Source organism: Streptomyces sp. CNT360, assembly GCF_000424785.1.
On record NZ_AUKO01000021.1, the window covers coordinates 56,272 to 81,545 of the forward strand.

General features: G+C 72.0%; 23 protein-coding genes. 6 read left to right on the top strand and 17 right to left on the bottom strand.

What is annotated here, in order from left to right:
- Nucleotides 1–26 precede the first annotated feature (26 nt).
- Nucleotides 27–1,478: a decaprenylphosphoryl-beta-D-ribose oxidase gene (dprE1, locus tag H297_RS0119040; protein ID WP_027738360.1), complete on the bottom strand. Its 1,452-nt coding sequence runs from the start codon at nucleotides 1,476–1,478 to the stop codon at nucleotides 27–29.
- A gap of 168 nt (nucleotides 1,479–1,646) precedes the next feature.
- Between dprE1 and H297_RS0119045 the strand changes: the two genes are divergently transcribed.
- The 3 genes from H297_RS0119045 to H297_RS37200 are packed head-to-tail and all read left to right on the top strand — an operon-like array spanning nucleotide 1,647 to nucleotide 3,763.
- On the top strand, nucleotides 1,647–2,129 hold the full coding sequence (locus H297_RS0119045) for a phosphatase PAP2 family protein (protein ID WP_037794717.1): 483 nt from the start codon (nucleotides 1,647–1,649) through the stop codon (nucleotides 2,127–2,129).
- Nucleotides 2,122–3,153, top strand: a complete 1,032-nt coding sequence (locus H297_RS37195) for a decaprenyl-phosphate phosphoribosyltransferase (RefSeq protein WP_078514306.1) — start codon at nucleotides 2,122–2,124, stop codon at nucleotides 3,151–3,153. Before H297_RS0119045 ends, H297_RS37195 begins: the two co-directional genes overlap by 8 nt.
- Nucleotides 3,154–3,157: 4 nt before the next feature.
- On the top strand, nucleotides 3,158–3,763 hold the full coding sequence (locus H297_RS37200) for a GtrA family protein (RefSeq protein ID WP_486589573.1): 606 nt from the start codon (nucleotides 3,158–3,160) through the stop codon (nucleotides 3,761–3,763).
- Here the strand turns inward: H297_RS37200 and H297_RS0119060 are convergent.
- The 11 genes from H297_RS0119060 to H297_RS0119110 form a co-directional block, all read right to left on the bottom strand.
- Nucleotides 3,741–4,703: a carbohydrate ABC transporter permease gene (locus H297_RS0119060; RefSeq protein ID WP_027738362.1), complete on the bottom strand. Its 963-nt coding sequence runs from the start codon at nucleotides 4,701–4,703 to the stop codon at nucleotides 3,741–3,743. The genes H297_RS37200 and H297_RS0119060 overlap by 23 nt on opposite strands.
- Nucleotides 4,700–6,235, bottom strand: coding sequence for a carbohydrate ABC transporter permease (locus H297_RS0119065; protein WP_078514308.1), 1,536 nt, complete (start codon nucleotides 6,233–6,235; stop codon nucleotides 4,700–4,702). Before H297_RS0119065 ends, H297_RS0119060 begins: the two co-directional genes overlap by 4 nt.
- Nucleotides 6,236–6,375: 140 nt before the next feature.
- Complete coding sequence (locus H297_RS0119070; protein ID WP_027738364.1) at nucleotides 6,376–7,725, bottom strand: ABC transporter substrate-binding protein; 1,350 nt, start codon at nucleotides 7,723–7,725, stop codon at nucleotides 6,376–6,378.
- Between the two features lie 1,062 nt (nucleotides 7,726–8,787).
- Nucleotides 8,788–13,215: an FHA domain-containing protein gene (locus tag H297_RS37205; RefSeq protein WP_051351986.1), complete on the bottom strand. Its 4,428-nt coding sequence runs from the start codon at nucleotides 13,213–13,215 to the stop codon at nucleotides 8,788–8,790.
- 1,166 nt (nucleotides 13,216–14,381) lie between these two features.
- Nucleotides 14,382–14,813, bottom strand: a complete 432-nt coding sequence (locus H297_RS0119080; protein ID WP_027738365.1) for an NUDIX domain-containing protein — start codon at nucleotides 14,811–14,813, stop codon at nucleotides 14,382–14,384.
- Nucleotides 14,810–16,009, bottom strand: a complete 1,200-nt coding sequence (tgmC, locus tag H297_RS0119085) for an ATP-grasp peptide maturase system methyltransferase (protein WP_027738366.1) — start codon at nucleotides 16,007–16,009, stop codon at nucleotides 14,810–14,812. The genes H297_RS0119080 and tgmC overlap by 4 nt, the downstream gene beginning before the upstream one ends.
- The gene (gene tgmB / locus H297_RS0119090) at nucleotides 16,006–16,944 is read right to left on the bottom strand and encodes an ATP-grasp ribosomal peptide maturase (RefSeq protein WP_486589574.1); all 939 of its coding nucleotides are present in this window, start codon (nucleotides 16,942–16,944) and stop codon (nucleotides 16,006–16,008) included. The genes tgmC and tgmB overlap by 4 nt, the downstream gene beginning before the upstream one ends.
- A gap of 23 nt (nucleotides 16,945–16,967) precedes the next feature.
- Nucleotides 16,968–17,261 carry a putative ATP-grasp-modified RiPP gene (gene tgmA / locus H297_RS0119095; RefSeq protein WP_027738368.1) on the bottom strand — a complete coding sequence of 98 codons (294 nt, stop codon included), beginning with the start codon at nucleotides 17,259–17,261 and terminating at the stop codon, nucleotides 16,968–16,970.
- An 86-nt stretch (nucleotides 17,262–17,347) separates the two neighbouring features.
- Nucleotides 17,348–17,809, bottom strand: a complete 462-nt coding sequence (locus H297_RS37210; protein WP_051351987.1) for a hypothetical protein — start codon at nucleotides 17,807–17,809, stop codon at nucleotides 17,348–17,350.
- Between the two features lie 111 nt (nucleotides 17,810–17,920).
- Entirely contained in the window at nucleotides 17,921–18,325 is a 405-nt protein-coding gene (locus H297_RS0119105; RefSeq protein WP_486589575.1) for a hypothetical protein, read from the bottom strand.
- Between the two features lie 95 nt (nucleotides 18,326–18,420).
- Nucleotides 18,421–18,852, bottom strand: coding sequence for an ATP-binding protein (locus H297_RS0119110; protein ID WP_037794718.1), 432 nt, complete (start codon nucleotides 18,850–18,852; stop codon nucleotides 18,421–18,423).
- A gap of 158 nt (nucleotides 18,853–19,010) precedes the next feature.
- On the opposite strand from H297_RS0119110, the gene H297_RS37215 reads away from it, so the two are divergent.
- Both H297_RS37215 and H297_RS0119120 read left to right on the top strand, forming a co-directional pair.
- On the top strand, nucleotides 19,011–20,282 hold the full coding sequence (locus tag H297_RS37215) for a helix-turn-helix domain-containing protein (protein WP_027738371.1): 1,272 nt from the start codon (nucleotides 19,011–19,013) through the stop codon (nucleotides 20,280–20,282).
- 18 nt (nucleotides 20,283–20,300) lie between these two features.
- Nucleotides 20,301–20,777, top strand: coding sequence for a hypothetical protein (locus tag H297_RS0119120; RefSeq protein ID WP_027738372.1), 477 nt, complete (start codon nucleotides 20,301–20,303; stop codon nucleotides 20,775–20,777).
- A gap of 182 nt (nucleotides 20,778–20,959) precedes the next feature.
- Here H297_RS0119120 and H297_RS41835 read toward each other — a convergent pair whose 3' ends face one another.
- Entirely contained in the window at nucleotides 20,960–21,661 is a 702-nt protein-coding gene (locus H297_RS41835) for a very short patch repair endonuclease (protein ID WP_078514310.1), read from the bottom strand.
- A gap of 74 nt (nucleotides 21,662–21,735) precedes the next feature.
- Entirely contained in the window at nucleotides 21,736–23,028 is a 1,293-nt protein-coding gene (locus H297_RS0119125; protein WP_027738373.1) for a DNA cytosine methyltransferase, read from the bottom strand.
- Nucleotides 23,029–23,116: 88 nt separating this feature from the next.
- Here H297_RS0119125 and H297_RS37220 point away from each other — a divergent pair, with 88 nt between their 5' ends.
- Nucleotides 23,117–23,908 (top strand): GIY-YIG nuclease family protein, encoded by a 792-nt coding sequence (locus H297_RS37220; RefSeq protein WP_051351988.1) that lies wholly within the window; start codon nucleotides 23,117–23,119, stop codon nucleotides 23,906–23,908.
- Nucleotides 23,909–23,980: 72 nt separating this feature from the next.
- Here H297_RS37220 and H297_RS0119135 read toward each other — a convergent pair whose 3' ends face one another.
- From H297_RS0119135 to H297_RS37225, 3 genes are read right to left on the bottom strand one after another with little or no spacing between them, the layout of a single operon-like run.
- The gene (locus tag H297_RS0119135; protein ID WP_027738374.1) at nucleotides 23,981–24,643 is read right to left on the bottom strand and encodes a hypothetical protein; all 663 of its coding nucleotides are present in this window, start codon (nucleotides 24,641–24,643) and stop codon (nucleotides 23,981–23,983) included.
- On the bottom strand, nucleotides 24,640–24,972 hold the full coding sequence (locus tag H297_RS0119140) for a hypothetical protein (protein ID WP_027738375.1): 333 nt from the start codon (nucleotides 24,970–24,972) through the stop codon (nucleotides 24,640–24,642). Before H297_RS0119140 ends, H297_RS0119135 begins: the two co-directional genes overlap by 4 nt.
- Nucleotides 24,973–25,007: 35 nt before the next feature.
- Nucleotides 25,008–25,259, bottom strand: coding sequence for a holin (locus H297_RS37225; RefSeq protein ID WP_037794722.1), 252 nt, complete (start codon nucleotides 25,257–25,259; stop codon nucleotides 25,008–25,010).
- Nucleotides 25,260–25,274: the final 15 nt, after the last annotated feature.

Consider the following 25,274-nt stretch of genomic DNA (forward strand, 5'->3'; position numbering starts at 1 on the left):
TGCGCGGTGGCGGGGGCCGGGCGGGGTCACAGGGCCAGCCGGCGCGCCAGGTCCGAGGTGAAGACCCCGGCCGGGTCCACCTCGGCGCGCAGCGCGCGGAAGTCGTCCAGCCGCGGGTACATGCCCCGCAGCAGCTCGGGCCGCATGCGGGCGTCCTTGGCCAGGTAGAGCCGGCCGTCCGCGGCGGCGATCTCCTCGTCCAGCAGGTCGAGGAGGTCGGCCAGTCCCGGCAGCGAGGCCGGGACGTCCAGCGCCAGCGTCCAGCCCTCGCGCGGGAAGGACAGCCAGCCCGGGTCGCCGGCGCCGAACCGTTTGAGGACGGCGAGGAAGGAGGGGCACGAGCGGCGGGAGAGCAGCCGCACCACGCGGCGCAGCGCGTCGTCGGCCTCGTGCGGCACCACGCACTGCCACTGCACGAACCCCGCACGGCCGTAGACCCGGTTCCAGTGCGGCACCCCGTCCAGCGGGTGGAAGAACGCGGCGAGCCGCTGGAGTTCGCCCCGGCGGCGCCGGGGCGCCTTGTGGTACCAGAGCCTGTTGAAGGCGCCGACGGTGCCGGCGCGCAGCAGCCCGCCCGGGACGGCCCGCGGGGCCGGCGGCAACTGCCCGGGACGGAAGGCCAGCGGCTCCCGCCGGGCGGCCCGTGCCGCGCGGTCCCGCCCCTCCAGGGCCGCCAGCGGCGCGTGGTCCCCGCGGGTGAGGACGGCGCGCCCGGCCGCCGTACCGCGGGCCAGCAGGTCGATCCACGCCACCGAGTAGCGGTAGCGCTCGTCGGTGGCCGTCAGCGTGGCCAGCAGCGAGTCCAGATCGGGCAGCCGGTCGGTGTCCACGCTCATCAACGAGGTCTCCACCGGCAGCAGGTCGACCGTCGCGCTCAGCACCAGCCCCGTCAGCCCCATGCCGCCCGCCGTCGCGTCGAACAGCGTGCTGCCCGGCGTCACCGTGCGCACCTCGCCGTCGGCCGTCAGCAGTTCGATCTGCCGCACATGGCGGGTGAAGGAACCCGAGACGTGGTGGTTCTTGCCGTGGATGTCCGCGCCGATCGCCCCGCCGACCGTCACGTAGCGGGTCCCCGGCGTGACGGGCACGAACCAGCCCAGCGGCAGCAGCACCGACATCAGGCGGTGCAGGCTCACCCCCGCCTCGCAGGTGACCGTCCCGGCCACCGCGTCGATCGCCAGCACCCGGTCCAGGCCCGTGGTGTCCAGCACGGTGCCGCCCGCGTTCTGTGCCGCGTCCCCGTACGCCCGCCCCAGGCCGCGCGCGATGCTGCCGCGCGGGCCGCCGGCGCGGACCGCCGCCGCGGCCTCCTCGCGGGTGCGGGGCCGCAGGACCAGGGCCCCGGTCGGCGCGGTGCGCCCCCAGCCGGTCAGCAGCGACGGGGTGGGCGGCGGAGCGGGGGGCCGGGCCGGTGCCGGGGGAGCAGCGTAGGGGGCCCGGTGCGGGTGCGGGGTCTGCTGGAGGTGCTGAGCGGACATGTTCGTGACCGTAAGTGCCCGCAATTGTCCGCAACGGGAGGCTGCGCCGTCGGTGTCGCTGAAAGAGTGAAAGGCGGAGTGTCGGATCGTATGGTCACCGGGCGCCGCCGCCCCGCGCGCGAGAGTCGGCACGTGGCAGCACGAGCGGTACATCGGTGGGAACGGCAGATGCTGTGCGCCCTGGGCGACTGCGCGGCCGACGCCCGGGTGGCGGGCGCCGCCCGGGCGCTGTCCTGGTGCGGGGAGCACGGCGCCGTCTGGATCCTCGCCGGGCTCGCCGGAGCGGCCACCGACCGTACGCAGCGGGAGCGCTGGCTGCGGGGCACGGGGCTCGTGGCCGCCGCGCACCTGGCCAGCATGGGGCTCAAGCGGGTCGTGCGCCGCCCGCGCCCCGAGCCGGCGGGCCGCGCCCCGCTCGTACGGACAGCGGGGCGCCACTCCTTCCCCAGCTCCCACGCCGCCTCCGCCGGTGCGGCCGCCCTCGCCCTCGGCGGGCTGCGGCACGGCAGCGCCTTCGCCACGCTGGCCGCGCTCGTGTGCGTCTCCCGGCTGGTCGCCGGCGTCCACTACCCCTCCGACGTCCTCGCCGGCGCCGCGCTGGGCGCCGCCACCGCACAGTTCGGCACCCGACGGGGGGCCCGCCGTGGCTGAGCGCTTCACCCTCACCGGCACCCCCGCGGGCGGACAGGCACCGGCCCGTACCCGCACGGGGGAACCGCCGCGCGTCCCCGAGGCCGCCGCGGGCCCGCCCGCACCGACCCGCCCCGCCCCCGGCCCCGGCTTCGCCGGCACCCTGGCCGGCGGTCTGCTGCTGACCGTGCGGCCCCGGCAGTGGGTCAAGAACCTGCTCGTCGTCGCCGCGCCCGCCGCCGCCGGGCAGCTCGCCTCCTGGCACACGGTGCTGCGGCTGGGGCTCGTCTTCGTCCTGTTCACCGCGGCGGCCTCGGCCGTCTACCTGCTCAACGACGCCCGCGACGTCGAGGCCGACCGGGCGCACCCCGACAAGTGCCGCCGCCCCGTGGCCGCCGGTACCGTCCCGGTGCCGCTCGCCTACGCCCTCGGCGCCGCCCTCGCCGTGGCCGCCACCACGGCGGCCGCCCTGCTGTGCAACCCGGCGACGGCCACGCTGCTCGCCGGGTACGTCGTCATGCAGATCGCCTACTGCCTGCTGCTCAAGCGCATCCTGGTCGTCGACCTGGCCGTGGTCACCGCCGGGTTCGTGATGCGGGCGATGTCCGGCGGGCTGGCACTGGAGATCCCCCTCTCCCGCTGGTTCCTGATCACCGCCGGATTCGGCGCCCTGTTCATGGTCGCCGGCAAGCGCTACTCCGAGGCGGTCCTGATGGGGGAGGGCGAGGGCGGCACCCGCGCCCTGCTGCGCGACTACTCGGTCGGCTACCTGCGCTTCGTGTGGCAACTCGCCGCCGGGGTCGCCGTCCTCGCCTACTGCCTGTGGGCTTTGGAGGCCGACGGCGGCGGCCACGCCGGTGCCGCCGGCGCGCTGTGGCGGCAACTGTCCATGGTGCCGCTGATCCTGGCCGTACTGCGCTACGCCGTCTTCGCCGACCGCGGGGCGGCCGGCTCCCCCGAGGACGTCCTGCTGCGCGACCGCCCGCTCGCCGTGACCGCGCTGTGCTGGGGCCTGCTGTACGGGCTGTCCGTCGCGGGCCTGTAGCGCCGTGACTTGCAGGACGCCCCGGCACGGCGGCCCGGAGCCGGACGCGACTACGGCCGGGCGGTGGATTCCCGCGCGGGCCCGCGCGTTCTGCGCGGAACTGGCCGGGTTCGCGTGCGTCGGCGTCTTCGCGTTCGGCGCGGACATCGGCAGCTTCCTGTGGCTGCGCGGGCCCGTGGGGATCGACCCCATGGCGGCGAAGGCGCTCTCGTTCGTCGCCGGTGCCGCCGTGGCGTACGCCGGGAACGCACTGGGCCCCTACCGGCTGCGGGACCGCAAGGTGGCGGGCAGCCTGCGGCGGTTCAGCGTCTTCGTCCTGGTCAACGCGGCCGGTGGAGTCGTCCAGTTGGGGTGTTTGGGGGTGTCCCGGTACGGGCTGGGGCTGACGTCCACCCTGGCGGACGTGGTCTCCGGCGGCGGCGTCGGACTCGTCCTGGGCACGGCGGTCCGCTTCTGGGGCACCCGCACCCTGGTCTTCTCCACCGTGCCCGACCCCCACCAGGCGCCACCCCCGGCCCCGCAGGGCGGCGCCCCCCTCCCGGACGCGGTGCCGGAAGGAGGGCGGGGGTGGGCAGGAGAGGGCCGGGCTATTTCACGGCGCCGGCCATGACGCCGGAGACGAACTGCCGCTGGAACGCGAAGAAGACCGCCAGCGGTACCAGCATGGAGATGAAGGCGCCGGGCGCCAGCACATCGATGTTGTTGCCGAACTGCCGCATCTGCTGCTGGAGCGCCACGGTGATCGGCGGGTTCGTCGAGTCGGCGAAGATCAGGGCGACCAGCATGTCGTTCCACACCCACAGGAACTGGAAGATGCCCAACGAGGCGATGGCGGGCCCGCCCAGCGGCATGATGACCCGGGTGAACAGCCGCAGCTCACCGGCGCCGTCCAGCCGCGCGGCCTCGAGGAGTTCGCGGGGGATCTCCGCGAAGAAGTTGCGGAGCAGGAAGATCGCGAACGGCAGTCCGAAGGCCGTGTGGAACAGGACGACGCCCGTGGTCGTCTCGAAGATCCCCAGCGTGTTGAACAGCTTGGCGACGGGCACCAGCGCCACCTGCACCGGCACCACCAGCAGCCCGACCACCAGCAGGAACCACCAGTCGCGGCCGGGGAAGTCCATCCAGGCGAAGGCGTAGCCGGCCAGTGCGCCGACCACCACGACCAGCACCGTCGCCGGCACGGTGATCAGCACGGTCGTCCACAGCGACTCCATGACCTGCTCGTTGGCGAACAGCGCGTCGTAGTTGGACCACGTCAACTGGTCGGTGTCCAGGATCCAGGGGAAGCTGCCGTTCAGGTCGAAGATGTTCCACCAGCCGGAGATGGAGATGTCGGCCGGGTCACGCAGCGACGAGCTGAGCAGACCGGCGGTCGGCAGCAGCCAGAACAGCCCGATGACGACCAGCGCGAAGCGCACCGCCCAGTGGCCGGTCAGCGCGGCCACCCGCGAGGCGACCGTGGTCCTGGGACGCGCGGCCTCCTGCGGGGCCGTCGGCTCGGAGGGGGCGCCGGAGGCGTCCGGGGCGCCGTTGGCGGTGAGCGTGGTCATCGGCGGGACTCCCTGCGCAGACGACGGATGTTGAGGACCATGACCGGCACCACGAGCAGCAGCAGGACCACCGCGATCGCGCTGCCCGCCCCCTGGTCGGGCTTGCCACCGAACGACTTCAGATAGAGCTGGAGCGCCAGCACGTTGGCCTCCCGCTGGGTGGCTCCGGGCGAGATGATGTAGACGAGGTCGAAGATCTTCAGCACGTTGATCATCAGGGTGACCGTGACCACGCCGAGCACCGGCGCCAGCAGCGGCACCGTCACCTTGCGGAAGACCGCCCATTCGCTCGCGCCGTCCACCCGCGCCTGCTCCAGCAGTTCGCGCGGCACCCCGGCCAGGCCCGCGGCGATGAGCACCATCGCGAAGCCCGCCCACATCCACACGTACGAACCGATGATGGCCGGCGTCACCAGCGTCGGGCCGAGCCAGTCGACCCCGTTGTAGGGCTCAGCGAAGTTGCTCGCGGGCAGCCGCAGCGTGGCGCCGTCCGCGGCGGCCGGGAGGGTGAAGGTGCCGTCCTCGCCGGTGGTGGCCGTCGCGACCGTCCTGCCGTCCTTGACCGCCTCCACCTTCAGGTGCGCCAGCGCCTTCTCCTGCCGGTCGATGACGCCGTGCTCGCTGCGCCCGCCCTTGACGAAGTCCAGCCACACGGTGCCGGTGACCTTCCCGTCCGGGCTCTGCGCGGGCTTCTTCGCGGGGGCGGCGCCGCTCGCCTCCTTCGGCGGGATGCCCACCAGCGGGAGGGAGACGGGGCTCGCCGCGTCGACGGTCCGCCGGGTGCTGTAGGCACCGCCGCCGGAGGCCTTGAGCGGGGCGTCGGTGCGGGGCCGGGCGTCCGGCCAGGGCGCGGTGTCGGCGAACGTGTCGTGGACGGTGGTCCACATGGCGTTGGCGATGCCGCGCTCGGGGTCCTGCTCGTAGACGAGCCGGAAGATGATGCCCGAGGCCAGCATGGAGATCGCCATCGGCATGAAGACGAGCAACTTGAAGGCCGTACCCCAGCGCACCCGTTCGGTCAGCACCGCGAAGATCAGGCCCAGCGCCGTGCAGACGGCGGGGGCCACGATGACCCACACCAGGTTGTTGCGGAAGGCGATCAGCGTGCCGTCGTCGGTGAAGATCTCCGCGAAGTTGTCCAGTCCGACGAAGGAGGAGCCGTCGGCGTCCATGAAGCTGCGGTAGATCGAGTACGCGATCGGGTAGACGACCAGCGCGCCGAGGATCACCAGCGCAGGCAGCAGGAACAGGGCGGCGATCCCGGGGCGGCTGCGCAGCGCGGCGGCTCCGGCGGCGACTTTCCTGCCGCTGCCGCTGCCGCTGCCGCTGCCGCTGCCGCTGCCGCGCCCGGATCCGGTGCCGGAGCCCGGCGTCGCGCCGGTGCTCGTCGCTGTGCCGGTGCGTGCCGTGGTGCTGGTGCTGGTGCTGGTGCTGGTGCTGGTCGCGGCGCCGGTGACGGGCGCGTCGGGGGCCCCGGCGTCGTCCGGTATGCCTCCGGTCGCGCCGCTCGATGGGTTGCTCGGGGTCGGCATGACGGTGGTCTCCCCTGTCCTGGTCCGTCAGTGGGGCGTGGCGGCCGCGGCGGCCGTGCGGGACGCGCCGGGGCGCGTGCGGGACGTACGGGCCGCGACGGATGGCGAACGGGTCGCGGCGGGCGCGGTGGTGGAGCGGTTCACTTCTCGTACGCCTTGGCCGCGGCCTTCTCCAGCGCCCGCTGGGTGGACTCGATGCCCTCGGGATGGGCCAGGAAGTCCTGCAGCGCCTTCCACTCGCCCTCGCCCTTGGTCCCGCCGAAGGAGGCGGGGGCCTGGTCGGACATGTCGAAGCGGAAGTCGTCGCCCGCGTCGATCAGCGCCTCGGCGATCTCCCGCTGGGGCTGGTTCGGGTAGGCGGACAGGTCCAACTCCTTGTTGGGGGAGATGAATCCGCCCTCCGCCGCCCAGATGCCCGCCGCGTCCTGCGACGCCAGGAACGTGGCCAGCGCCTGCGCCCCCTTGCTGTCCTTGAGCACGGCCGCGGCGTCGCCGCCGGTCACCACCGGGGGCTGGGCGCCGACCTTCGGGAAGGGGTAGACCTGCGCGTCCTGGCCGATGCGGGCCTTGGTGTCGGTGGCGATGTTGACGCCGACGAAGTCCGCCTCGAAGACGAGCGCCGCCTGGGGCGAGCCCAGGTTGCCGTACGGCTTGGACACCGAGTCGGGGAAAGCCGTCTGCAAGGCGCCCTTGTTGCCGCCCGCCAGCAGGTGGTCCCGGCCCCACAGCTGGGCGAGTGTCTTCAGCGCCTTGGTGACCGAGGGGTCCGTCCACGGGATCCTGTGCGTGGCGAGCTCGTCGTACTTCTCCGGGCCCGCCTGGGAGAGATAGACGTTCTCGAACCAGTCGGTGAGCACCCAGCCGTCGGCACCGCCGATCGCCACCGGGTCGACGCCGGAGTCGGAGAGGGTCTGTGCGTCCTTGACGAACGACGGCCAGTCCTTGGCCTCACGCACCCCCGCGTCCTCGAACGCCTGCGCGTTGTACCAGATCAGGGACTTGTTGGCGGCCTTGAAGTAGACGCCGTACTGCTTGCCGCCGACGCTGCCCAGGTCGCGCCAGCCCTTGCCGAAGTTCTTCTTCGACTCGGCCAGCGCCTCCTTGCCCAGCGGCTTGAGCCAGCCCTTCTCGGCGAACTGCCGCAACACGCCCACCTGCGGCATCATCGCGACGTCCGGGGGCGCGCCGCCCTCGATCTTGGAACCGATGTAGGTGGCCACGTTGTCGCCGGTCGGTACGAACTCCACCTCGGCGCCGGTGCGTTTCTCGAACTCGTCCAGAACCTTGCGGAAGTTCTCCTGCTCCGCCCCGGTCCACACCGCCGCCACCTGGAGCTTCTTGCCGTGCAGGTCGGGGAGTTGGACGGTCGGCCGGTGGGCGGCCGCCCAAGCGCTCCCCTCGTCCTCCTTGGCGCAACCGGCGGCGGCCAGCGTGAGGGCGATGACGGAGGCGAGTGCGAGAGCCGAGCGTGGAGCACGCGAGTGACGCATGGTTCAAGCCGTCCCTTTCCCCCATGTCTCCCGCCGTCCCGGGTCGGCCGACGGGAGCCGAGCAGGGCACGGGCCGACCTCCGGGCACCGCGCCGTAACGTTCTGTGCGGAAGTTTGTACGCCCGGACCAGCACCTGTGGCAACACTGCGTGGACGTCCACCGGTATCTTGATCAGTCCGTGATCTGCTGGTCCGCGCCCGTGCGCCGGTCCGGGCGAACTCCTGGGGCCTACGCGGCAGTTGAGCCGTTGCCCACCCTCCTTGCGGGGGCGCGCCGCTCCGGCCCTTCCGGGGGAGCGCGCCCGCGCCTGCCGCGCCCGAGCCCCCCGAGGGAGCGCCCAGCCGCCCCGGCACGCCCGCGACGCACGCCCGGTGCGCCCCGCGCTTTACCCGGCGCTGCGCGCCGGGTGCGGCCCGTGCCCCACCTCGCGGTGTGCGCCGGATGCGGCCCGTGCCCGCTTGCGGTGTGTGCCGGGTGCGGCCCGCGCCTTACCTGGCGGTGTGTGCCGGTTACGGCCCGTGCCCGCTTGCGGTGTGTGCCGGGTGCGGCGCGTGTCTCGCCTCGCGGTGTGCGCTGGGTGCGGCCCGCGCCTTACCTGGCGGTGTGCGCCGGATATGGCCGGTGCTTCACCTGGCGGTGCGTGTCGAATGCGGCTCGTGCTTCACCTTGCGGTGTGTGCCGGTTACGGCCTGCCCTTTACCTGGCGGTGTGTGCCGGATGCGGCTCGTGCTTCACCTTGCGGTGTGTGCCGGTTACGGCCTGCCCTTTACCTGGCGGTGTGCGCGGGATATGGCCCGCCCCCCACCTCGCGCTGTGTGTCGGATGCGGCTCGTGCTTCACCTCGCCGTGTGTGCCGTACGCGGCCCGCGCCTCACCTCGCGGTGTGCATCCCGTCCCGCTCCGTGCCATGTCCCGTGGTGCAGCCGCCGATCGCCGGGCGGCCGGACGTGCGCGAGTCCGGCCGGAGGTACCCGGAGGTATCTGGAGGTATCTGGAGGTATGAGCCTCATTGAAAGCTCGTGGGCTGGCGGAAGTGCGGGGGACGGAGGTGCTTGTGGGGCCTACCGGGCGTCCGCTCGGGACGGGTCACGGGTCACCGGGGGGCGGGCTGCCTGGCGGGCGGCGCGCTCCATGGCGCTGGCGAGCAGCGCCAGATCCGTCGGCCCGTTGCCGAGCTCCCGCACCTGGCGCCGGGCGGGCGGATCACCCGCGCGCGCCCAGTCCAACGGCACGACGGTCGGTCGCACGGTCGCCGTCCGCGGGATACGGCCGGTGACCCGTCCCGCCTGGAAGGGGAGGGGCGTCCCACCGGAGGGGCCTGCGCCCCGGGCGACCAGCGTGCCGCGCCCTGGTGGTGCCGACGCGGCCCCGGCCCCCTCGCCGCCGCCCGTCAACTCCGCGAGCAGTGTGGCCTGTTGCGCCAGCACGGTGCCTGACGTGCGCTCCGGCCGCCCGGTCGCGGCGACGACGTGGACCCCCAGCCGGGCGCCCGTCCTGGCCACGGTCTCCAGCGCGCGGACGACCGAACCGGCCGCGGGCCGCCCCGGGTTGCCCAGGGCCGGGTCCACCAGCGTGTCGAAGTCATCGACGAGCACCACCAGCCGAGGCGGCACCCCGTTGGGCCCCAGCGGAGAGGGAGCACCGACCGGCGACCCCGAGGAAGCGGTTCCGGACGCGGCCCCTGACGCAGCAGTCCCCGACGCGGTCCCTGACGCAGCGGTCCCCGGCGTGGCGGCGGCCCGGGCGGTCGCATCCTGGCCGTGGGCGCCGCCCTGCCCGGACGTGCCATGGGTGCCGCCCCGCGCGGAGGTGCCCGGCCGGTCGGTGGACGTCTGGCGCAGGCGCAGCGTGCGTTGCGTACGGTCGGGCTCCTCGGCAGGCCCCTCGTACGCGGCGGAGGACCCCGCCTCCCCCGCCCCCGTGCCGGGCACCGCCCGCGCCGCGTCCGGGCCCGCCCCGGACAGTTGCGGGCCGGTCTCCTGCCTGCCCGGCCCCGCCGGGGAGCCGCTTTCGTCAGGGGAGCCGGAGTCACCACCGTGCCGTCCCGCGGGAATGCCGTGCCCACCCGCGGGAGGGGGGCCGCCCTCCGGTGCCTGCCGGGCGGACGGCGGTACCGGGGACGACAGGGCGGACCCGTGGCCGCCCCGCGCGGAGCGGCCCGCGCTCACCGTGGCCCGCTCGTCGGGTGCGGGCGCCGGCGCGGGCACCCGCACCCCCGCGTCGGAGGGGGACGACATCGCACGCTCGGGCGCCTGACGCGGCGCCACCACACGCTCACCGGGCCGGGTGGCCGAGCGTACGTACTCCTCGTAGGTGCTCTCGTCGCCGATCAGTTCCGCCCGGCGCTTCACCTCGGCGCTCAGCGCCTGCGCGAACTGCCGCATGCGCACCGGGTCCCCCGCGACGAGGTGCTCCGTGACGTGCGGCAGGTCCGTGCAGGGGCGCAGGCCCTCGCCCGCGCCCGCCCCCGCGCCGTCCACCAGCACGAGGGCCAGCCGGTCGGGCCGTTCCCCCGCGGCGAGCGAGGCCGACAGCGACCGCAGCAGCTCCGTCTTGCCGGCTCCGGCCGCCCCGCCGATCAGCGCGTGACCGGGTGCGACCGGGAGCCCGCCCGCACCCTCGTCCGCACCGTCTTCCGGCTCCACCCGGCCGGCGAGGTCCGCCTCCAGGGGCCCGTGCGGGCCGGCGCCGAAGACGAGACGGGCGCGGCCCGAGGGCGCGGCGAGCTGCTCCGACCAGCGGGCGAGCAGCGCGGCGGGGGTGGCGCGGGCCAGTCCGAGCTCGTCCAGCAGACGGCACTGCTCGGGAAGCGTCACCGTGGGGCGCGTGAGCCCCGCGCGGGCCGCCGCGTCGTCCGGTTCGCGCAGGGGCGCGAGGGCTCGTGCGAATCTCTCCGCCCAGGCCGCCGAGACGGCGTCGACGGTCGCGACGGGGCCGCCGGTCACCGACAGCACCTCAGTCGGAGCGGCGGCGTGCGGCTCGGCCGGGCGGCCCGGCGTACGGTGCAGCACCCGGACCGCCGTGGCGACGTCGCCGCTCAGCAGCGCGGCCGTCCCGCACTCCGGGAAGGCGGGGCACGCTCTGTTCGCCGCCTCGACAGTGGCCGTGACCGGCGACGACGGGCTGGCGGGAGGCGTCTCGGCGAGGCAGAGCAGATGGATACCGGCTGCCGCGCCCTCCCGCGCGAGCTGTTCCACGCCCGCGCGGACGGTCGCCGAGCCGGGGTCGCCGTCCACCACGACCACCACCGCGGGCCCCGCAGGGGCGTCCGCGGTGAGCGCCCCGGGCGCCGTGCGGTGGGCGTCGAGGCGTCGGAGGAGCTCGGCGGTACGGGCGGCCGCCTGCTCCCGGTCGTACGCCGTCAGCAGGCCGCAGTCCTGACCGTGCGCCGGGCGCAGGTGCGGCAGCCAGCCGAGCCACGACCACTCCTGACGGCGGGCCTCCGCGCTGCGGGAGCGGTCCGCGGACAGCAGGACGACCTCCAGACAGCTGGGCCCGTGCAGGGCCACCAGTTGGGCGAGCACCGCGCGGGCCAGCCCGGCCAGCCGCGCGCGGGGCCCTGCCAGACCGAGTGAGCCCGCCTGGCGCAGGTCCACGGTGACCGGGTCGCCGTCCCCGTCGCCGCGGTGGGTGACACCGAGCCGTACGGTCAGCGCGTCCGGATGGCCGGGCGGGCGCTCCCACAGCCGGGGCCCCGGGCCGAGAGCGCTGAGCAGGACGGCGGCCGGGTCCGGCCAGCGCGCCTCGGCTCGCTCCCCGCCCTGCTGCCCTGCCTGCGGTGCGAGTCGCGCCCCCGCCGGGCCCGCCGCCACGGACCGGCCCCAGGCTGCCGCCCCGGTCTCCTCGGGGTGCGCGGCGAGGCCCTCGGCGGTGCCGGCGCCGTACCGTGTCGGCCCGTCGGGCTGCCACGGGTGGATGTGGAGCCCACCGCCCGGCGCGGTCCCCGCCTCACCGGGCGCACCCGTCCCACCGACCGCACCCGTCGCGCCGGGCGCCCCGGCACCAGGCACCGCCCCGCCACCGGCAACCGCCCCCGCAGGGTGACCCGAACCGGGAACGGGACCCGAACCGGGAACGGGGGGCGCCCCGGCGCCGGGACCCGACCCGGGCGCGAAGGACGATCCGGCCGCCGGAGCCGACCCGGAAGAGGCGGTCGGACCGGGAGCGGAAGCTGTACCGGGGGCGGAAGCCGTTCCCGGAGCGGAGGCCGTCTCCGTGCGGTTGCCCGCGAACCGGCGGGCCCAGGCGCCCAGGCCGCCCCTGCCCTTGCGGGAGCCCGGGGCCTCGGCGTCCTGGCCGGGGGGCGGCACCGGGGGCGGGAAGCCCGCACCGTGCGTGCCGTCGGCCGTGGGGAAGGGCCCGCCGCCCGCGTACGCATGGCTGTCGGTCACGTCCGCGGGCACCCTGCCGGGCTCGGGCGCCCCTGCCGGTCCGGAGACCGCGGGTGCCCTCTCCGCCGCGGCTGGACCTGCTGTCCCCGCCGCCCCCGGCGCGACCGGCCCTCCTGATGTTCCCCGCGCTCCCGGGTCACCCGGCGCGGCGCCGACGCCCTCGCGGACCAGCCGTAGCCGTCCCTCCCCGTCCGGGACGGTGGGCAGAGCGAGCGGGGCACCCGACGCGCTGTCGTGCGGGGTCACCCCGGTGGGCCCGGCGGCCTCCAGCCGGAGGACCGTCTCGCCGAGGCGGAGCGTGGCGCCGGGGCGGAAGAGCACGGGCTGGGTGCCGACCGGGGCGCCGTCGAGGGTGGTGCCGTTGGTGGAGCCGAGGTCGGAGACGGTGACGGCACCGCCGTCGGTGACCGTCACCGCGCAGTGCAGTCGCGACACGTCGGGGTCGTCCAGCGGGACGTCGGCCTCCGCGGAGCGCCCGAGCAGCACCTTGCCGCCTTGCAGGAGATGGATACCGCCCGCGTCGGGGCCCGCCACCACGTGCAGCCGGGCCTTCGCCGAGCCGTACGCCCGCAGCGCGGTGACGGTGGCACCGTGCGCGGGCAGCGTGGCGGGGGCGACGGGCGCGTGGAGCGAGACGAGGGCGCCGTCCAGCAGGGGCGGTTCACCGATGATCTGGCGGTGCGGGTCGAGCCGCCGCGTCCCGGCGTAGACGACCACCGGCTCCGCATGGCTGTCCTCTTGCGCACCACGGCCCCCGCGGCCCGTCCCGGAACCGGCCGCTGCTCCGGCCCCCGGCTCGGCGTCCGACGTGTCCGACGACCCCGGCGTGCCCGAGACGCCGGAGGTGCCCGGCGACACCGCCACCGCTGCCGCCGCCGAGTTCGCCAGCGCGTTCGTCACGGTGGAGAGCACGGTGCCGGCGGGGGCGGTGACCAGCACGTTCGCGTACCCGACCACGTGGGCGTACCCGTCGGTGCGGGCCTGCGGCGTGCCGGGCCCGCCGGCCTGTGCGGTGCCTGCTGTGCTTCCGGCGCTTCCGGCGCTTCCCGCGCTTCGTGCGCCGCGCGGCGCCAGGGCGACAGTCAGCCGGATCTGCATCTGCCCCTCCAGGTCCCGTCCGCTTCCTGTCCGCGGTCTGTCGCTTGCTGCTGTCCGCGGTGACCCGCGGCCTCTGGCTGTCCGTCAGCGGGCCCCGCCCGCTTCTCCCTGCCCGCGACCCGCGGGCGTCATCCTGCCCCGACCGTGCCGCTCCGTGCCCCTGCCGCTCCGCGCTCCGTCCGTTCCCTCACGCTCCCGTGCTCGCCCGTCGTGCGATCGTGCTGCCCGTCGAGCGGTCGTGCTCCGCCGGCCCGTACGCCCAGTCGTTGCCGCATGCATACTCGCACCCGCGACTGACAACGGGGCCCGTCCTGGCCACCTCCATGATCGTGCCGAGCGGAACGATCTTGTCCGGGTAAGAGGCACGCCGCAACCATCGTGGTGCGACATGCGTCTCACGGGGGAACCGCCGGGCCCTGGGCCGACATGGGCGCCAGGGGCGCGGGCTTGGCCGTCGGCGCTCTCGCGGGCCCGGTACCGCCTTGCGGGACGGCACTATTGTGGGCGGGATAGCAGTACGAGACCAGGGAGCGCATGACGTGCGGCCGGTAGGCAGCAATTATCTTGCTCCGAGCGCTGTGCTGAGACCCGTTTGACCTGCTCACCCTTGAGCGTGGATACGGAAGTTATCTGCCCCATTGATCGCCGTTTCCGGCGGCCCGCGCTCGCACTCTGACCTGCGACGTTCTGTGGGGTTCCTACAGCGACCGAAACCGCCCCCGGGGCGGCCCGGGGGCGGCGTGGGTCACGGCCCCGCCGTCTGGACGAGGTGACGCGCCTCGCGTGTGGAGCGTCCAGCCGTGACCCCGGCTCCCGGACAGCGGCCCGGCAGTACACGAAGCACTTTAGCTGTAAATAAATGCAATCTGCATGTACTGGACATGCCACCCGGTACGGGTGGGCGCCGCAGGGTCGCAGCGGCCGGTGTCGGCGGTCGAAATGGTCCCGCTTTGAGCAATTGGCCGCGTGGTCAACATCTCGCGTTCTCGGCACCCGGCGCCCGCGCGGAGTATGACGCAAATCACTCGCTGTCGGCCTGCTGTGCGCACGTACGCCTCGGTCTCGGGGGAGAGCTGTGTACGCCCCGCTGTCCGCGCGCGGCCCGCTCCCGGGCGCACGGAAGGGCCCCGACCGTGCGGCCGGGGCCCTTCCAGGGGTGTGCGGGTCTACCAGCCGTGTTCCGTGAGCACGGTGCCCGCGAGGTAGCCGTGCAGACCGGCGGCCGGATACTCGATGACGTCCTCGGGCAGGTCGTGAACCGACTGCCACCGCAGGTCGAGACACTTCTCGGGCTCGCGGTTGGTCGGCTCTCCCTGCCATTCGGTCGCCAGGAAGAACACGCCGATGCGCTCGATCTCGTCCGACTGCCGGTGGTGCACGGTGTGCACCTGCCGCAGGTGATCCGGGTCGACGGTGACGCCAGTTTCTTCGTACAGCTCGCGGGCCGCGCCGACGGTGAGCGGTTCGCCAGCGTCGAGCTTGCCGCTTGGCAGGTGCCAGCGTCCGTATCCGTACGGGCCGCCGCGCTGCGACATGAGGATCTGGTCGCCGTCGCGCAGGATCACGTGCGTGTCGACGATGGGCGATGCGGTGCTCATACGCTCGGGACGACCGGCAGGCGCCAACTGGGCCCGTCGGCGGCGTTCTTCAGCCAAATTCGTTGTCGGTCCGGCTCGACGCTCACCCCGAACTCGGTCGCGGCCGGCGACCCCGCAGCGTGCCACAGCGCGAGGACCTGCTCGACCTCGCCCCACAGCGACACCGGGCCCCCCTCCCGGACCGTCCAGCCGTCGCCGTCCCGCGACAGCACCGCGAAGGACTCGTTCGCCGCGTCGAGGACGTACGTACGCATGGTGCCGTCGTCGGCCGGCATGTCGAAGGTGCGGGCGTTCGGCATCGCGAGCTGCGCCACGAACCCACTGTCGGGCATGCGCAGCACCTCGGGCCCGTGGGGCGTCTCGCGCGCCTTGCCGTCGTCGTCGCCCGGCAGCATGCCGAGGTTCGTCGGGGCCTCTTGCTGCCGGGCCATCATGAACGCCGAGCCCGCGAGGAACCGGCCCGTCGCGCGCTGCCCGTCCTCGACGACCAGGCGCACGAGGCCGAGCGATCGCAGCCACCCGCGCAGCGTCGCCACGATGAGCCCGCCGGGCTGCGTCTCGCGGAGCCATGCCCACGGGATGCCGCGCACGCCCATGGTGGCGATCGTGCGCGTGGCCTGGTCGCTGCGGTCGGCCCCGGCGAGTCCGTTGCCGACGACCAGCCGCGGGGCGTAGCCGCAGCGTTCGAGAGCGGCGCGGGCGCGGGCGGCGACACCCGGGTCGGTCTCGACCGAGGTGACGTGCTCGGCGCCGAACCGGTGGCACATGAGTGCGGATGAGTAGCCGGTGCCCGTGCCGTACTCGGTCACGGTCGCCTCGTCGTCGGCGTCGAGCGCTTCGAGCATCTGCACCACGAGCGAGGGCAGCGTCGAGGACGAGGTCGGCGAGGCGCCGCTGATCGGCTGCGGGTCCGACCAGTCGATATCGCGGCCGTCGAACTGCGTGATCAGCGTCTCGTCACTGTAGACCTTCCGCAGCCACGCCTCGGTACCAACGAGTTCGGGCGTGATCGGTACGTACGTCGTCATGCCGGGGGCGTCGCTCGTGAGGTAGAACCGCCGCGCGAACTCGTGCCGGGGCACGTCCTCGACGGCGGCGCGCCATGCGGGGGCGGTCACCTGTCCCTCGGCGGCGAGGTGTTCGGCAAGCTCGTGCCGCAGCCCGGCGGCCGTCTTGTCGAGATCGAGTTCGGTCATGGGTTGGTGCCTCGTTCCAAGAGATCAGCGAGCGCGGCGGTCATGGGCAGGCCGGTCGGGGGTTCCATCCATGCCCACTGCCCGGACGGGTTGCACTCAATGAACGTCCACTCGCCGTCGGCGGACAGGGTGAAGTCGAACGCGCCGAAGACGAGCCCGAAATGCCGCAGGTACGCGAACAGCGCGCGCTCGACGTCGGGCGGGGCCTCTACCGGGGTATAGGTGTGCGTGCGGTAGTCGGTGCGCCAGTCGAGCAGACCCGAGTCGATCCGCACCGCGAACACACGCTCGCCGATCACGGTCACGCGGACGTCGGCGACCTTGTCGACGCGGGCCTGCAACAGGTGCATGGTCCCGGCGATACCGTCGTCGATCTCGTCCTCGGTGACCTCGTCGACGAGCACGGTCTGCGCCCGGCCGTCGACGAGGTACAGCGGCACCGCGAGCGGTTTGTAGATCACGTGCCGGTGTTCCTTGACGAACGCGCGGGTGTCGTCGGGTCTGTTCGTGATCAGTGTCGGCGGCAGGGTGAACCCGCACTCGGCCGCGGCGGCGAGCCCGGCCGGCTTGTACTCGGCGTCGCCGATGCGGTTCGGGTGGTTGACGTAGAGGCAGTCGGGCAGCGAGACGAGCACACCGCCGAGCCCGTATCGGGCCTGCGCCGCGGCGAACCGCGCGTCTTGCTCGTCCAGGTGCGGGAAGGCGAACCCGGACGGGCGCCGGTAGTACAGCGCCCGCACGCCGTCGAGCTCGGCGACGCGGGTCGGGGTCGCGAAACTTCCCCGCCACCGTGCCGTGCCGCCGCCGATGTGGGCGGAGCACGACAGGGTGGCGGGGAAGTGACCGGAGTCGAGCCGCACGACCGGGACGCCCCGGCCGTGCAGCTCGCCAACCACAATGTCCGCGGTCGGATCGTCATCGTTCGTGACGACCACGACCGGTCGAACGTCGTCTTGTGTCACTGGTCGGTGTCGTTACCCGTGTCCGTGTCGCCGCCGCCGTGACCGTCGGGCGAGGTGCCGGTCGGCGGGTTGGTGCCGCTGCTCGTGCCGTGCCCCGGCGCCATGACCGGGACGCCGGCGGCGTTGAAGTAGCGGCCGGTCTGCGTCTCGGGGTCGAGCTCGACGCGGGTGTGCTGCGGTGCGTCGGCGGGCGGGTACTCGGCGAGGCGGCGCAGTCCCCACGGCTGCGGGGTGACGTGCCCCTGCGGGATCGGGGTTCCTGTGGGAATGCGTTCGGCATGGTTGAACATCGCTGGTCGTTCCTCTCGTTGGGTCGGTCGGATCGTGCGATGGAGCACCGCCCCCGCCGGCTGTCCATGTACAGCGGGGGCGGAGATCAGGGGACGGGGCGCAGTGTGCGCGGCCGTCGGTGTCGGCCCGTGCCCGTCGAGGGGTGGGTGTGCGGGGTGAACACGGGTGCCTGCGGGGCTCGTCTGATCGGCAGCGGATCGAGGCGCAGCTCGTACCGGGCGCCGTAGTCGGTTGCGGCGAAGACGTAGGCACGGCCCGCATCGAGGGTGTGCAGCACGCCCTCGTATAGCTCGGCGCTGTCCGCCCATGCTTGCAGCTTGACGTCGGGCCGGGGGGTGCCCGGCTCGAACTCGACCAGGGGCACCCCGGCGAGGTAGGGGGCGGTCGGCGTCGGGGCGAGCAGACCGGCGTACCGGCGGGCCTTGTCTCGGGCCCACCGGGCAGCGAGGCGAGGCGTTGCCGCACGGTACGTAGCGAGGATCGCCTCGTACGTGCCGTCGAGGGATTGGGCCATCAGCTCGCATCGGTAGGCGTGACGTCTGGCCACCGTGGCACCTCCGCGTCGGGGCGGGAATCGTGGGGGCGTGCGCATGGGCGGGGTAGTCGGGCCGCTCGGCGGGAGCCACGGGGGGAGACTCAACCGCCGAGCGACCCTGTCTCAGGGGCGCGGCCTGTCGGGCTGCGCGTACATGCGGCGCGCGGATTCGGCGACGCTCGCGGCTGCGAAGTACAGCCGGTTCGCCTTGACCGACGTAGTGATGTAGTCGTTCACCTCGACGCCGGTCGCCGAGGGCGACAGCGGGTCGAGGCCGACGGCGAGCAGCACGTGCCCTATCTCGCAGATGACGCGCCCCCAGTTCCCGGCACGCGTGGTGAGCGAGTGCGGGGTGCCGTCGAGGCGGACCAGGACGACGCCGTTCTGCACGGCGATCCGCTCGCCTGCGTCGGGCAACGTCTCGTGCGCCGGCGCCGCGCCGAGGGCCTGCGTTACGCGGAACATGCGGGACTCGATCACGGCCGCGGTGTCGACGTCACGGCGCGGCGTCGGGTGCGTGATCAGCATGGGTGCGAACCCTTGGTCACCGATGCGGTCAACCCACGGGCGGACGGACAGGGACGCGATATCGCCAGCGCCCGGAGCGAGTTGCTCGGTGGCCGTCACTTCGAGATCACCTCGGCCCAAACGACCTTTCCGAACTCGACCTCGTCAACGCCCCAATGGCACAGTCCGTCGAGGATCAGCAGACCGCGGCCGCGGTCACGCTTGTGCGACTCGGGCCGCGGCTGCGGGCGCCGACGGACCGGGTCGCGTACCTCGACCCGCGTGCGGCTGCCGCGGGTGTGGAGGGTGAGCGCCAACGCGTCTCCCGGCTCGGTCCCGTACCGAATCGAGTTGGTGACGAGCTCGCACGTAACCAGCACGACCGTGTCGACGTAGTCGTCGGGTGCGTCCGGCTCGGCGTGCAGCACGTGCTCGCGGGCGAACTTCCGCGCCGCGCTTGCCGATTGCGGCTCGCCCGCCAGCACCAGTTTCCGCGGCTGGTCAGGTCTCGGGGGGAGCAGCCCCGCGCCCTGTCGCTTGTCGACCATGAGTGTCCTCCCGGTGACGGGTAGTGCGGTCACTCAACCCCGGGGCATCCTGTAGGGGCCACGAACTACCCGCAGACTGCATACGACGATTCGCGCAGCGCATAGCGGTGCCGCACTCCGGGCCCATGCCGCGTAGCAAGAGGGGGAGAACGAATCCCGTGAATTGGTCCGCGCAAGCGATCCGCGATGCTGCACGAGCAGGCGACTACGGCCGGGTGGTGAAACTGGCCCGGGTCGCAGCCACCCTTTCGCAAGGGCAGCTCGGGGAAGCCTGCGGGATGAGCCAATCCGCGATCTCGCGCCTTGAGGGGAGGGGCGCGGATTCGTACGAAACGGCTCAACTGTCACGGGTGGCAAGCCATCTTCAGATTCCCCCGCACCTCGTCGGCTTGGCCGACCACACGGCGGCGATCGTCGCGCGGGGGGACGGAAACGGAACCGATGTGGAACGGCGCAACTTCCTCGGTGGGGTCGCGGCGGTCGCCGCAGCGCCGGCGCTCTCCATGGCGCCCACGCAGCAAGCGCACGCAGCCGAGACCGGACAAGCGGCTACCCTTCGCGTGGCCACCACCGCATTCCGGCGCCTCGACGGCACAACCCCGTCGCGGCAGCTCGTCGACACGGTGTTGTCGCACCTCAAGTTGACGCAGTCGATCGCGCAGGATGCCGAGGGCGAAGACGAGCGGGCGAGACTCGCGGCCGTCGGCAGCGAAGTCGCCAGCCTCGCCGGGTGGTTGCACTGGGACATGGGCGACAACGGGTCGGCGCGCACGTGGTACGGCGCGTCGATTAAGGCTGCCCGGCGCGCGGCCAATCCCCTACTTGCTGCGTATCAGGTGGGGAGTCTCGCGCAGTTCGAGGCACACTCGGGGAACGCGGCACAGGGGCTCAGCCTGGCCCGGTCCGCGCGCAAGCAGCTCGGGCCGAACATGCCGGCCATTGCCGACGCGTGGCTGTCCGGCGTCGAGGCCCTCGCCCACGCTGCGGCCGGCGCCGAGGGCTCAGCCGACGAGGCGCTGCGAGCAGCAGCCCGTCGGGCGAAGCAGATCGAACGCGAGGACGCGCCACCGTGGCCGTGGGTGTTCTCATTCACCGAGGCCAAGGTCGCGGCGACCCGAGTCTCGTGCGGGGCGCGACTCGGGCTGCCCCGGTGGGTCGCCAGCGAGCAGGACTCGACCGCCTCGGTCATGAGCTCGGGGCACGACAAGCAACGTGCGTTGCTCATGCTCGATATGGCCTCGGGGCATCTTGCAGCGGGCCGCCTTGACGGTGCATTCACCATGGCAGCGCGGGCACTCGAAGTGGGGTTGCGCTACAAGTCGGGGCGAATCGTGGAACGGGCACGCGCTGTGCGCCGCTCGTACTCCGGGCCCACGCCCCCTAAAGTCGTGCGCGACTTCGATGACCGCCTGCATGGCGTGTTCCTGTAACGGAGAAGGGTAGGAACTGTGCGTTTGGGGATCACCGGGCACCGTGGACTGTCCGCCCAGGTTGAACGGACGGTTCGCGACGCCCTCGACACGGAGCTGCGAAAGTACGACCCGGCCGAGCTGCTCGGAGTGAGTTGCATCGCGGACGGTCCCGACACGTGGTTCGCCGAGGCCGTGCTCGACAACGGCGGCCGGATCGAGGTCGTCGTGCCTGCCGAGCAGTACCGCGAGGGCCTGCCCGGGTCGCACCACGCCACCTACGACAAACTGCTCGCGCGAGCGGCCGAGGTGCATCACACGGGCATGCGCGAGTCGACGTCGCAGGCCCACATGACCGGAAGCGAGATTCTCGTCGGCCTGGTCGACCGGCTCGTCGCGGTGTGGGACGAGCAGCCGGCCCGCGGCTACGGCGGGACGGCCGATGTCGTGGCCTACGCCCGACGTACCGGCGTGCCGGTCGACGTAGTGTGGCCCGAGGGAGCCACCCGCGACTAGCCAGTTACGCAGACGCGACGAAAGCGCCCCTGCTGGCTCTTGGGCTCTCGTGGTCATCGCGAAAGGGGCGCGAGGAATGTCACGACGCGGGTGAGCCCGGGAGAACTTCGCGTTGAGAGTGCGAACTTGCCAGCGGCACGGAAGCCCTTACCAAGGAGGAAGAATCACGTCGTGACGCTGGATCAAGTCACCTTCCGCCGCTCTCTCACGAGTTCGTTGACTCGTTCGGCCGCTTGCGCGGGGTCTTCGTGCTCCCAGAAGCGGACGACCTCCCACCCGCGCTCTTGCAGAGTGGTCGTTGTCTCCTCGTCACGATCTTGATTGGCTGCGATCTTCTCTGCCCAGAACTCAGCCCGCTTGCTGGCCGGGCGATGGTGTTCGGGGCAACCGTGCCAAAAGCATCCGTCGACGAACACGGCCACACGGGCTTTGGGGAACACGACGTCCGCCGTCCTGCGGAGATCGGGGAGCGGCCTGGCCGACACGCGATAGCGGAGCCCTTTACGGTGCAGAGCTGAGCGGAGGAGGCGTTCCGGTTTCGTATCCCGCCCCTTGTTGGCTCGCATCACCGCACGGGATGCCGGCGATGACGCCCAGGAGTCGGCTGGCACTTCCTCGGTGACGACATATCCGGCGGCTCGCGCTATCGACCACGCTGCCTTGAGGTTGGCGGCGCGGGTCGCCGCGTCCACCTCACCCACGTAGCGTTCGCGGGTCCCGCCGTCCTGGGACCACCGCAAGTAGGCGCGGATACGACGACGCTTCTTGTAGAGACGCAGCGCGATGGAACCGTGTGCGTATCGTCCATCGCCGACGCTTACCGCACGCATTCGGGAGCCGCCAGCCGCCCGGTCCTGCTCGGCTGTGCGAGTGCGCTTGTTCATCCCGGGTCTCGGCTTCCAGGCTCGGTCAGCGGGAACGTGGTCTTTCCAGTGTTGCCGATCCCTCGCCGCTTCTGTCACTGGCGTGTCTCCGCGTCCGCGAGCGCCGCCGCCACCGCCTTCGCGAAAGCTGCTCCGAGCTTGACGGGGACAGCGTTGCCCAGCTGTCGCATCTTCTCGCCGCGCGGGCCCTCAAGGGTCCAGCGGTCGGGGAAAGTCATGACTCGCGCGGTCTCACGCACTGTCATGTACCGGTAGCCGGTTCCGTCGTATTCAACGTCGTCCAGCCGCATGACAGATTCGCCACCAGGCACACCATGCACGCCAGCCTTCACGGTTTTCGCCGGCCGGTCCAAGTAGTTCGGCGTGTGCCCTTGGTACATGCGCGCCCCCGGCCATCCGAAATGATCCGAGATATCGCCAATCTGCCGCTTCGGCTTGAGTGCATCCACTGGAATCTCCGGAAGCGGTTTCCCTTCATTCTCGTCGATGCCTGTGATGGCGTCCCGAAGCGTACGCCATGGCCTCATCTGCACCTTGTGCTTGACTTTATCGTCCTCAAGGTCGAGTTTGGGGAGGTTCTCGATTACGCGCTTCTTCACCTCATCCGAAACTTCCTTGTGGCGTTCCCAGTACGGCCCACCGTCTCGCATTGAGTGAATCAGAGCCTCATCGGAATATTGCTTTTTGGGTCGGTGCTTCTCCCAATCGACATTGAGATCAGCGCGGAACGCAACAATGATCACTCGTTGCCGGACCTGTGGAACGCCGTAGTCGGCGGCATTCACGGGCATGTGAGTGACTACATACCGCTCGGACGGGTCTGCCTCGTCGTTCGCGATGGCTTTCGCGAGTACCTCATCGTGTTCTTCCCACGTCGCACCTTCGGCTCTAGTGAGGAAGGGAAGCGTCAATTCGCGTTTGATGTACTCGAAGTACGGTGAGAAGGAAGGTCGCAAAAGCCCGCGGACGTTCTCACAGATGACCGCCTTCGGCCTGAGCTCCCGGATGGCACGAAACATCTGGGGGAACATGTTGCGCTCGTCATCGTCGCCCTTGTGTACCCCCCCGAGGCTGAACGGCTGGCAGGGTGGGCCTCCGGCGATGACGTCAACAGGTTCCTTGACTCTCTCGGTGAAGTCGATGCCCCGGACGTCCCCCTCGATGAGCGGCCACGGTTGCGCGGGCTTGTCACCCTCCGCGGGCTCCGCTGGGTTGGCACGGAGGGTCTCGCACGCGCGCTTGACGTACTCGTTGACCAGTAGCGGACGGAAGCCCGCCGAGTGCACGGCCATCGCCAGCCCTCCACCGCCAGCGAACAACTCAACGCAGGTCCCAACGCTTTCGCGGGATTCTCGCAGCTCAGACATGTGCGAAGCGTACCGCGGACTTGGTGATCATTGTGTCAACCCCAGCAACTTCCTGCTCACTCGCGGCGGATCACCGGCTAGGGTGGCGGTGATCACGAAGCTGAAGGGGGCCGCTCGCATGATGAACAACCACGCCGAGTTCAAGCTGAGCATCACGAAGGCTCTTGGTGATCAGCTCGCGGAGGACTTGCAAGCGTTGACCCCCGCCCCTTTGACCGAAGAGGAAATCAAGAGGCTTCCGCCGACCACGGGCGTTTACCAGCTGTACCGCTACGGTGAGCTGGTCTATATCGGTAAGGCCGAGGTGACGCTGGCCCAGCGGCTGAGGAAGCATCTACGCAAACTGAGTGGCCGGGTTGGTGTCCACTTGGAAGAAATCAGTTTCACCGCTCTCTCGGTCGCAGAAGATTTCTCGGCAGTCGCGCCGGAAAAACTTCTTATCGACAAGCATCAAGGGGACGGTGAAGCGCCGTGGAACTATAACGGGTTCGGAATCAATGATCCGGGCAGGGAGCGCGATACCACCGTATTCAATCCCGGTCACTTCGATCAGATGTACCCGGCGAACCTCGACTGGGTGATCGAGGATATTCCACCGGGCGGGTGCAACCTGAAAGACCTGCTCAAAATAATGAAGGATTCCCTTCCTTATACATTCCGCTACGCCAGGAAGCAACACGAGAAGACGTATGCGGCCATTGACGTCGAGTTGAGTGTGACGGAGATGGCAGCCGACGACTTGTTCCGCCTCGTGAGTTCACTCCTTCCCGAACCATGGCAGATAACTGTTCTTCCGGGGTATGTCGTAATGTATCCCGAAAGGCTCAGGTCCGAGAGTGCCCGCAGATATTACCGCAGAGGCGAAGTGGTCACCGCGTAATCAGATACCTGCACGGCAGACACGACGAAAGCGCCCCTGCCCGGCCGTGAGGCCAGACAGGGGCGCAAGTCGTCATGAGCGGCGACGTTCCGCGGGCAGCCCGAGGACGTTCGGGCTCGGCGCGGGGTCGTCGGGTGGTGGTGCGGAATCCTTCCTGCATATCAGGGCGTCGGGGTCGTACTCGGGTGCCTGTAGCGAGTAGCCGTCAGGGCATGTCTGCCCGTCCTCGCCGTCACGGCCGTCGGCCCCGTTCTTGCCGTACTTCCCGGCCTCGCCGGGCGGACCAGCGGGACCAGGCGGGCCGGGCCCGCCTGCCGGGCCGTCAGCGCCGTCCGAGCCCGCGGCCCCGTCGTCGCCGTTGGCGCCGTTGCGCCCGTCCTCGCCGTCCTTGCCGGGCGGTCCCTTCGGGCCACGGTCGCCCGGCTTGCCGGGTGCGCCCGGCACCGACTCGACGCGGTCCGGCAGATCCTCGACCGCCCGCGAGGGGTCCGGCGCCGCTGGGGTGCCGCCCTCGGCCTTGACTTGCTCGCGCAGCACCCGCACGTCGGTCGCGAGCGTGGTCACCGCGTCGCCGCGCCGAGCCGCCTCGGCGCCGAGCCGGTCAGCCCTGCGTGCCTCGGCATCGATCCGCAGCCACACGAGCAGTACCGCGCCCGCCAGGACGAGCAGCACCGCGGCGAGCATGAGCGAGCGCCACCGCCGCGCGAGCAACGGCTGCGTATGGCGTCTGGTCACGTCGGGGCCCCTCCGAGTTCCGTGATCCGTGCACGCAGCCGCTCGTTCTCGGCCCGGAGAATCGTGATCTCGGCCCGCTTCTCCGTGTTGTCCGTGTGCGCGGCAGACAGCTCGCGGTACGCCTCGGCGAGCCGCTGCTCGTTCTCCGCGAGCTTCGCCTGCGCCTTGTCCCGCTCCTCTTGCAGGTTGTCGACGAGCGCCCCGTATCCGCCGATGACCGCGCCGGACTGCGCGGCCCTGTTCTCGCCCCGCTTGCCGACGAGGGCACCGACGGCCGTTGCGAGCCCGACGAGGATCGTGCCGACCGCGCCGAGCGTCGCGACGTCCACGTGCGCCCCTTATGGTCAGTGCATGAGCGGTCGCGTCAGATCGACGGAAGAGTCGGGGTGTCCGAGGCGGCGACCTTCTCTGTGATGCCGGGGCCGTCGGTGCCGCCGCTCGTCACGATCGCGGTGAGCAGCGCGAGCACGGCGGCGAGACCGCCGACCGAGAACGCGCCGCCCCAATCGACGTCGACGATCCCGAGCCCGTCGCCGCCGGCCACGCCGAGCACGGCCTGCGCGAAGGTGCGGATCATGCGCTCGACGGTCGCCTTCCAGAATGCTCCGGTGAACATGCGTGTTCCCCTTCG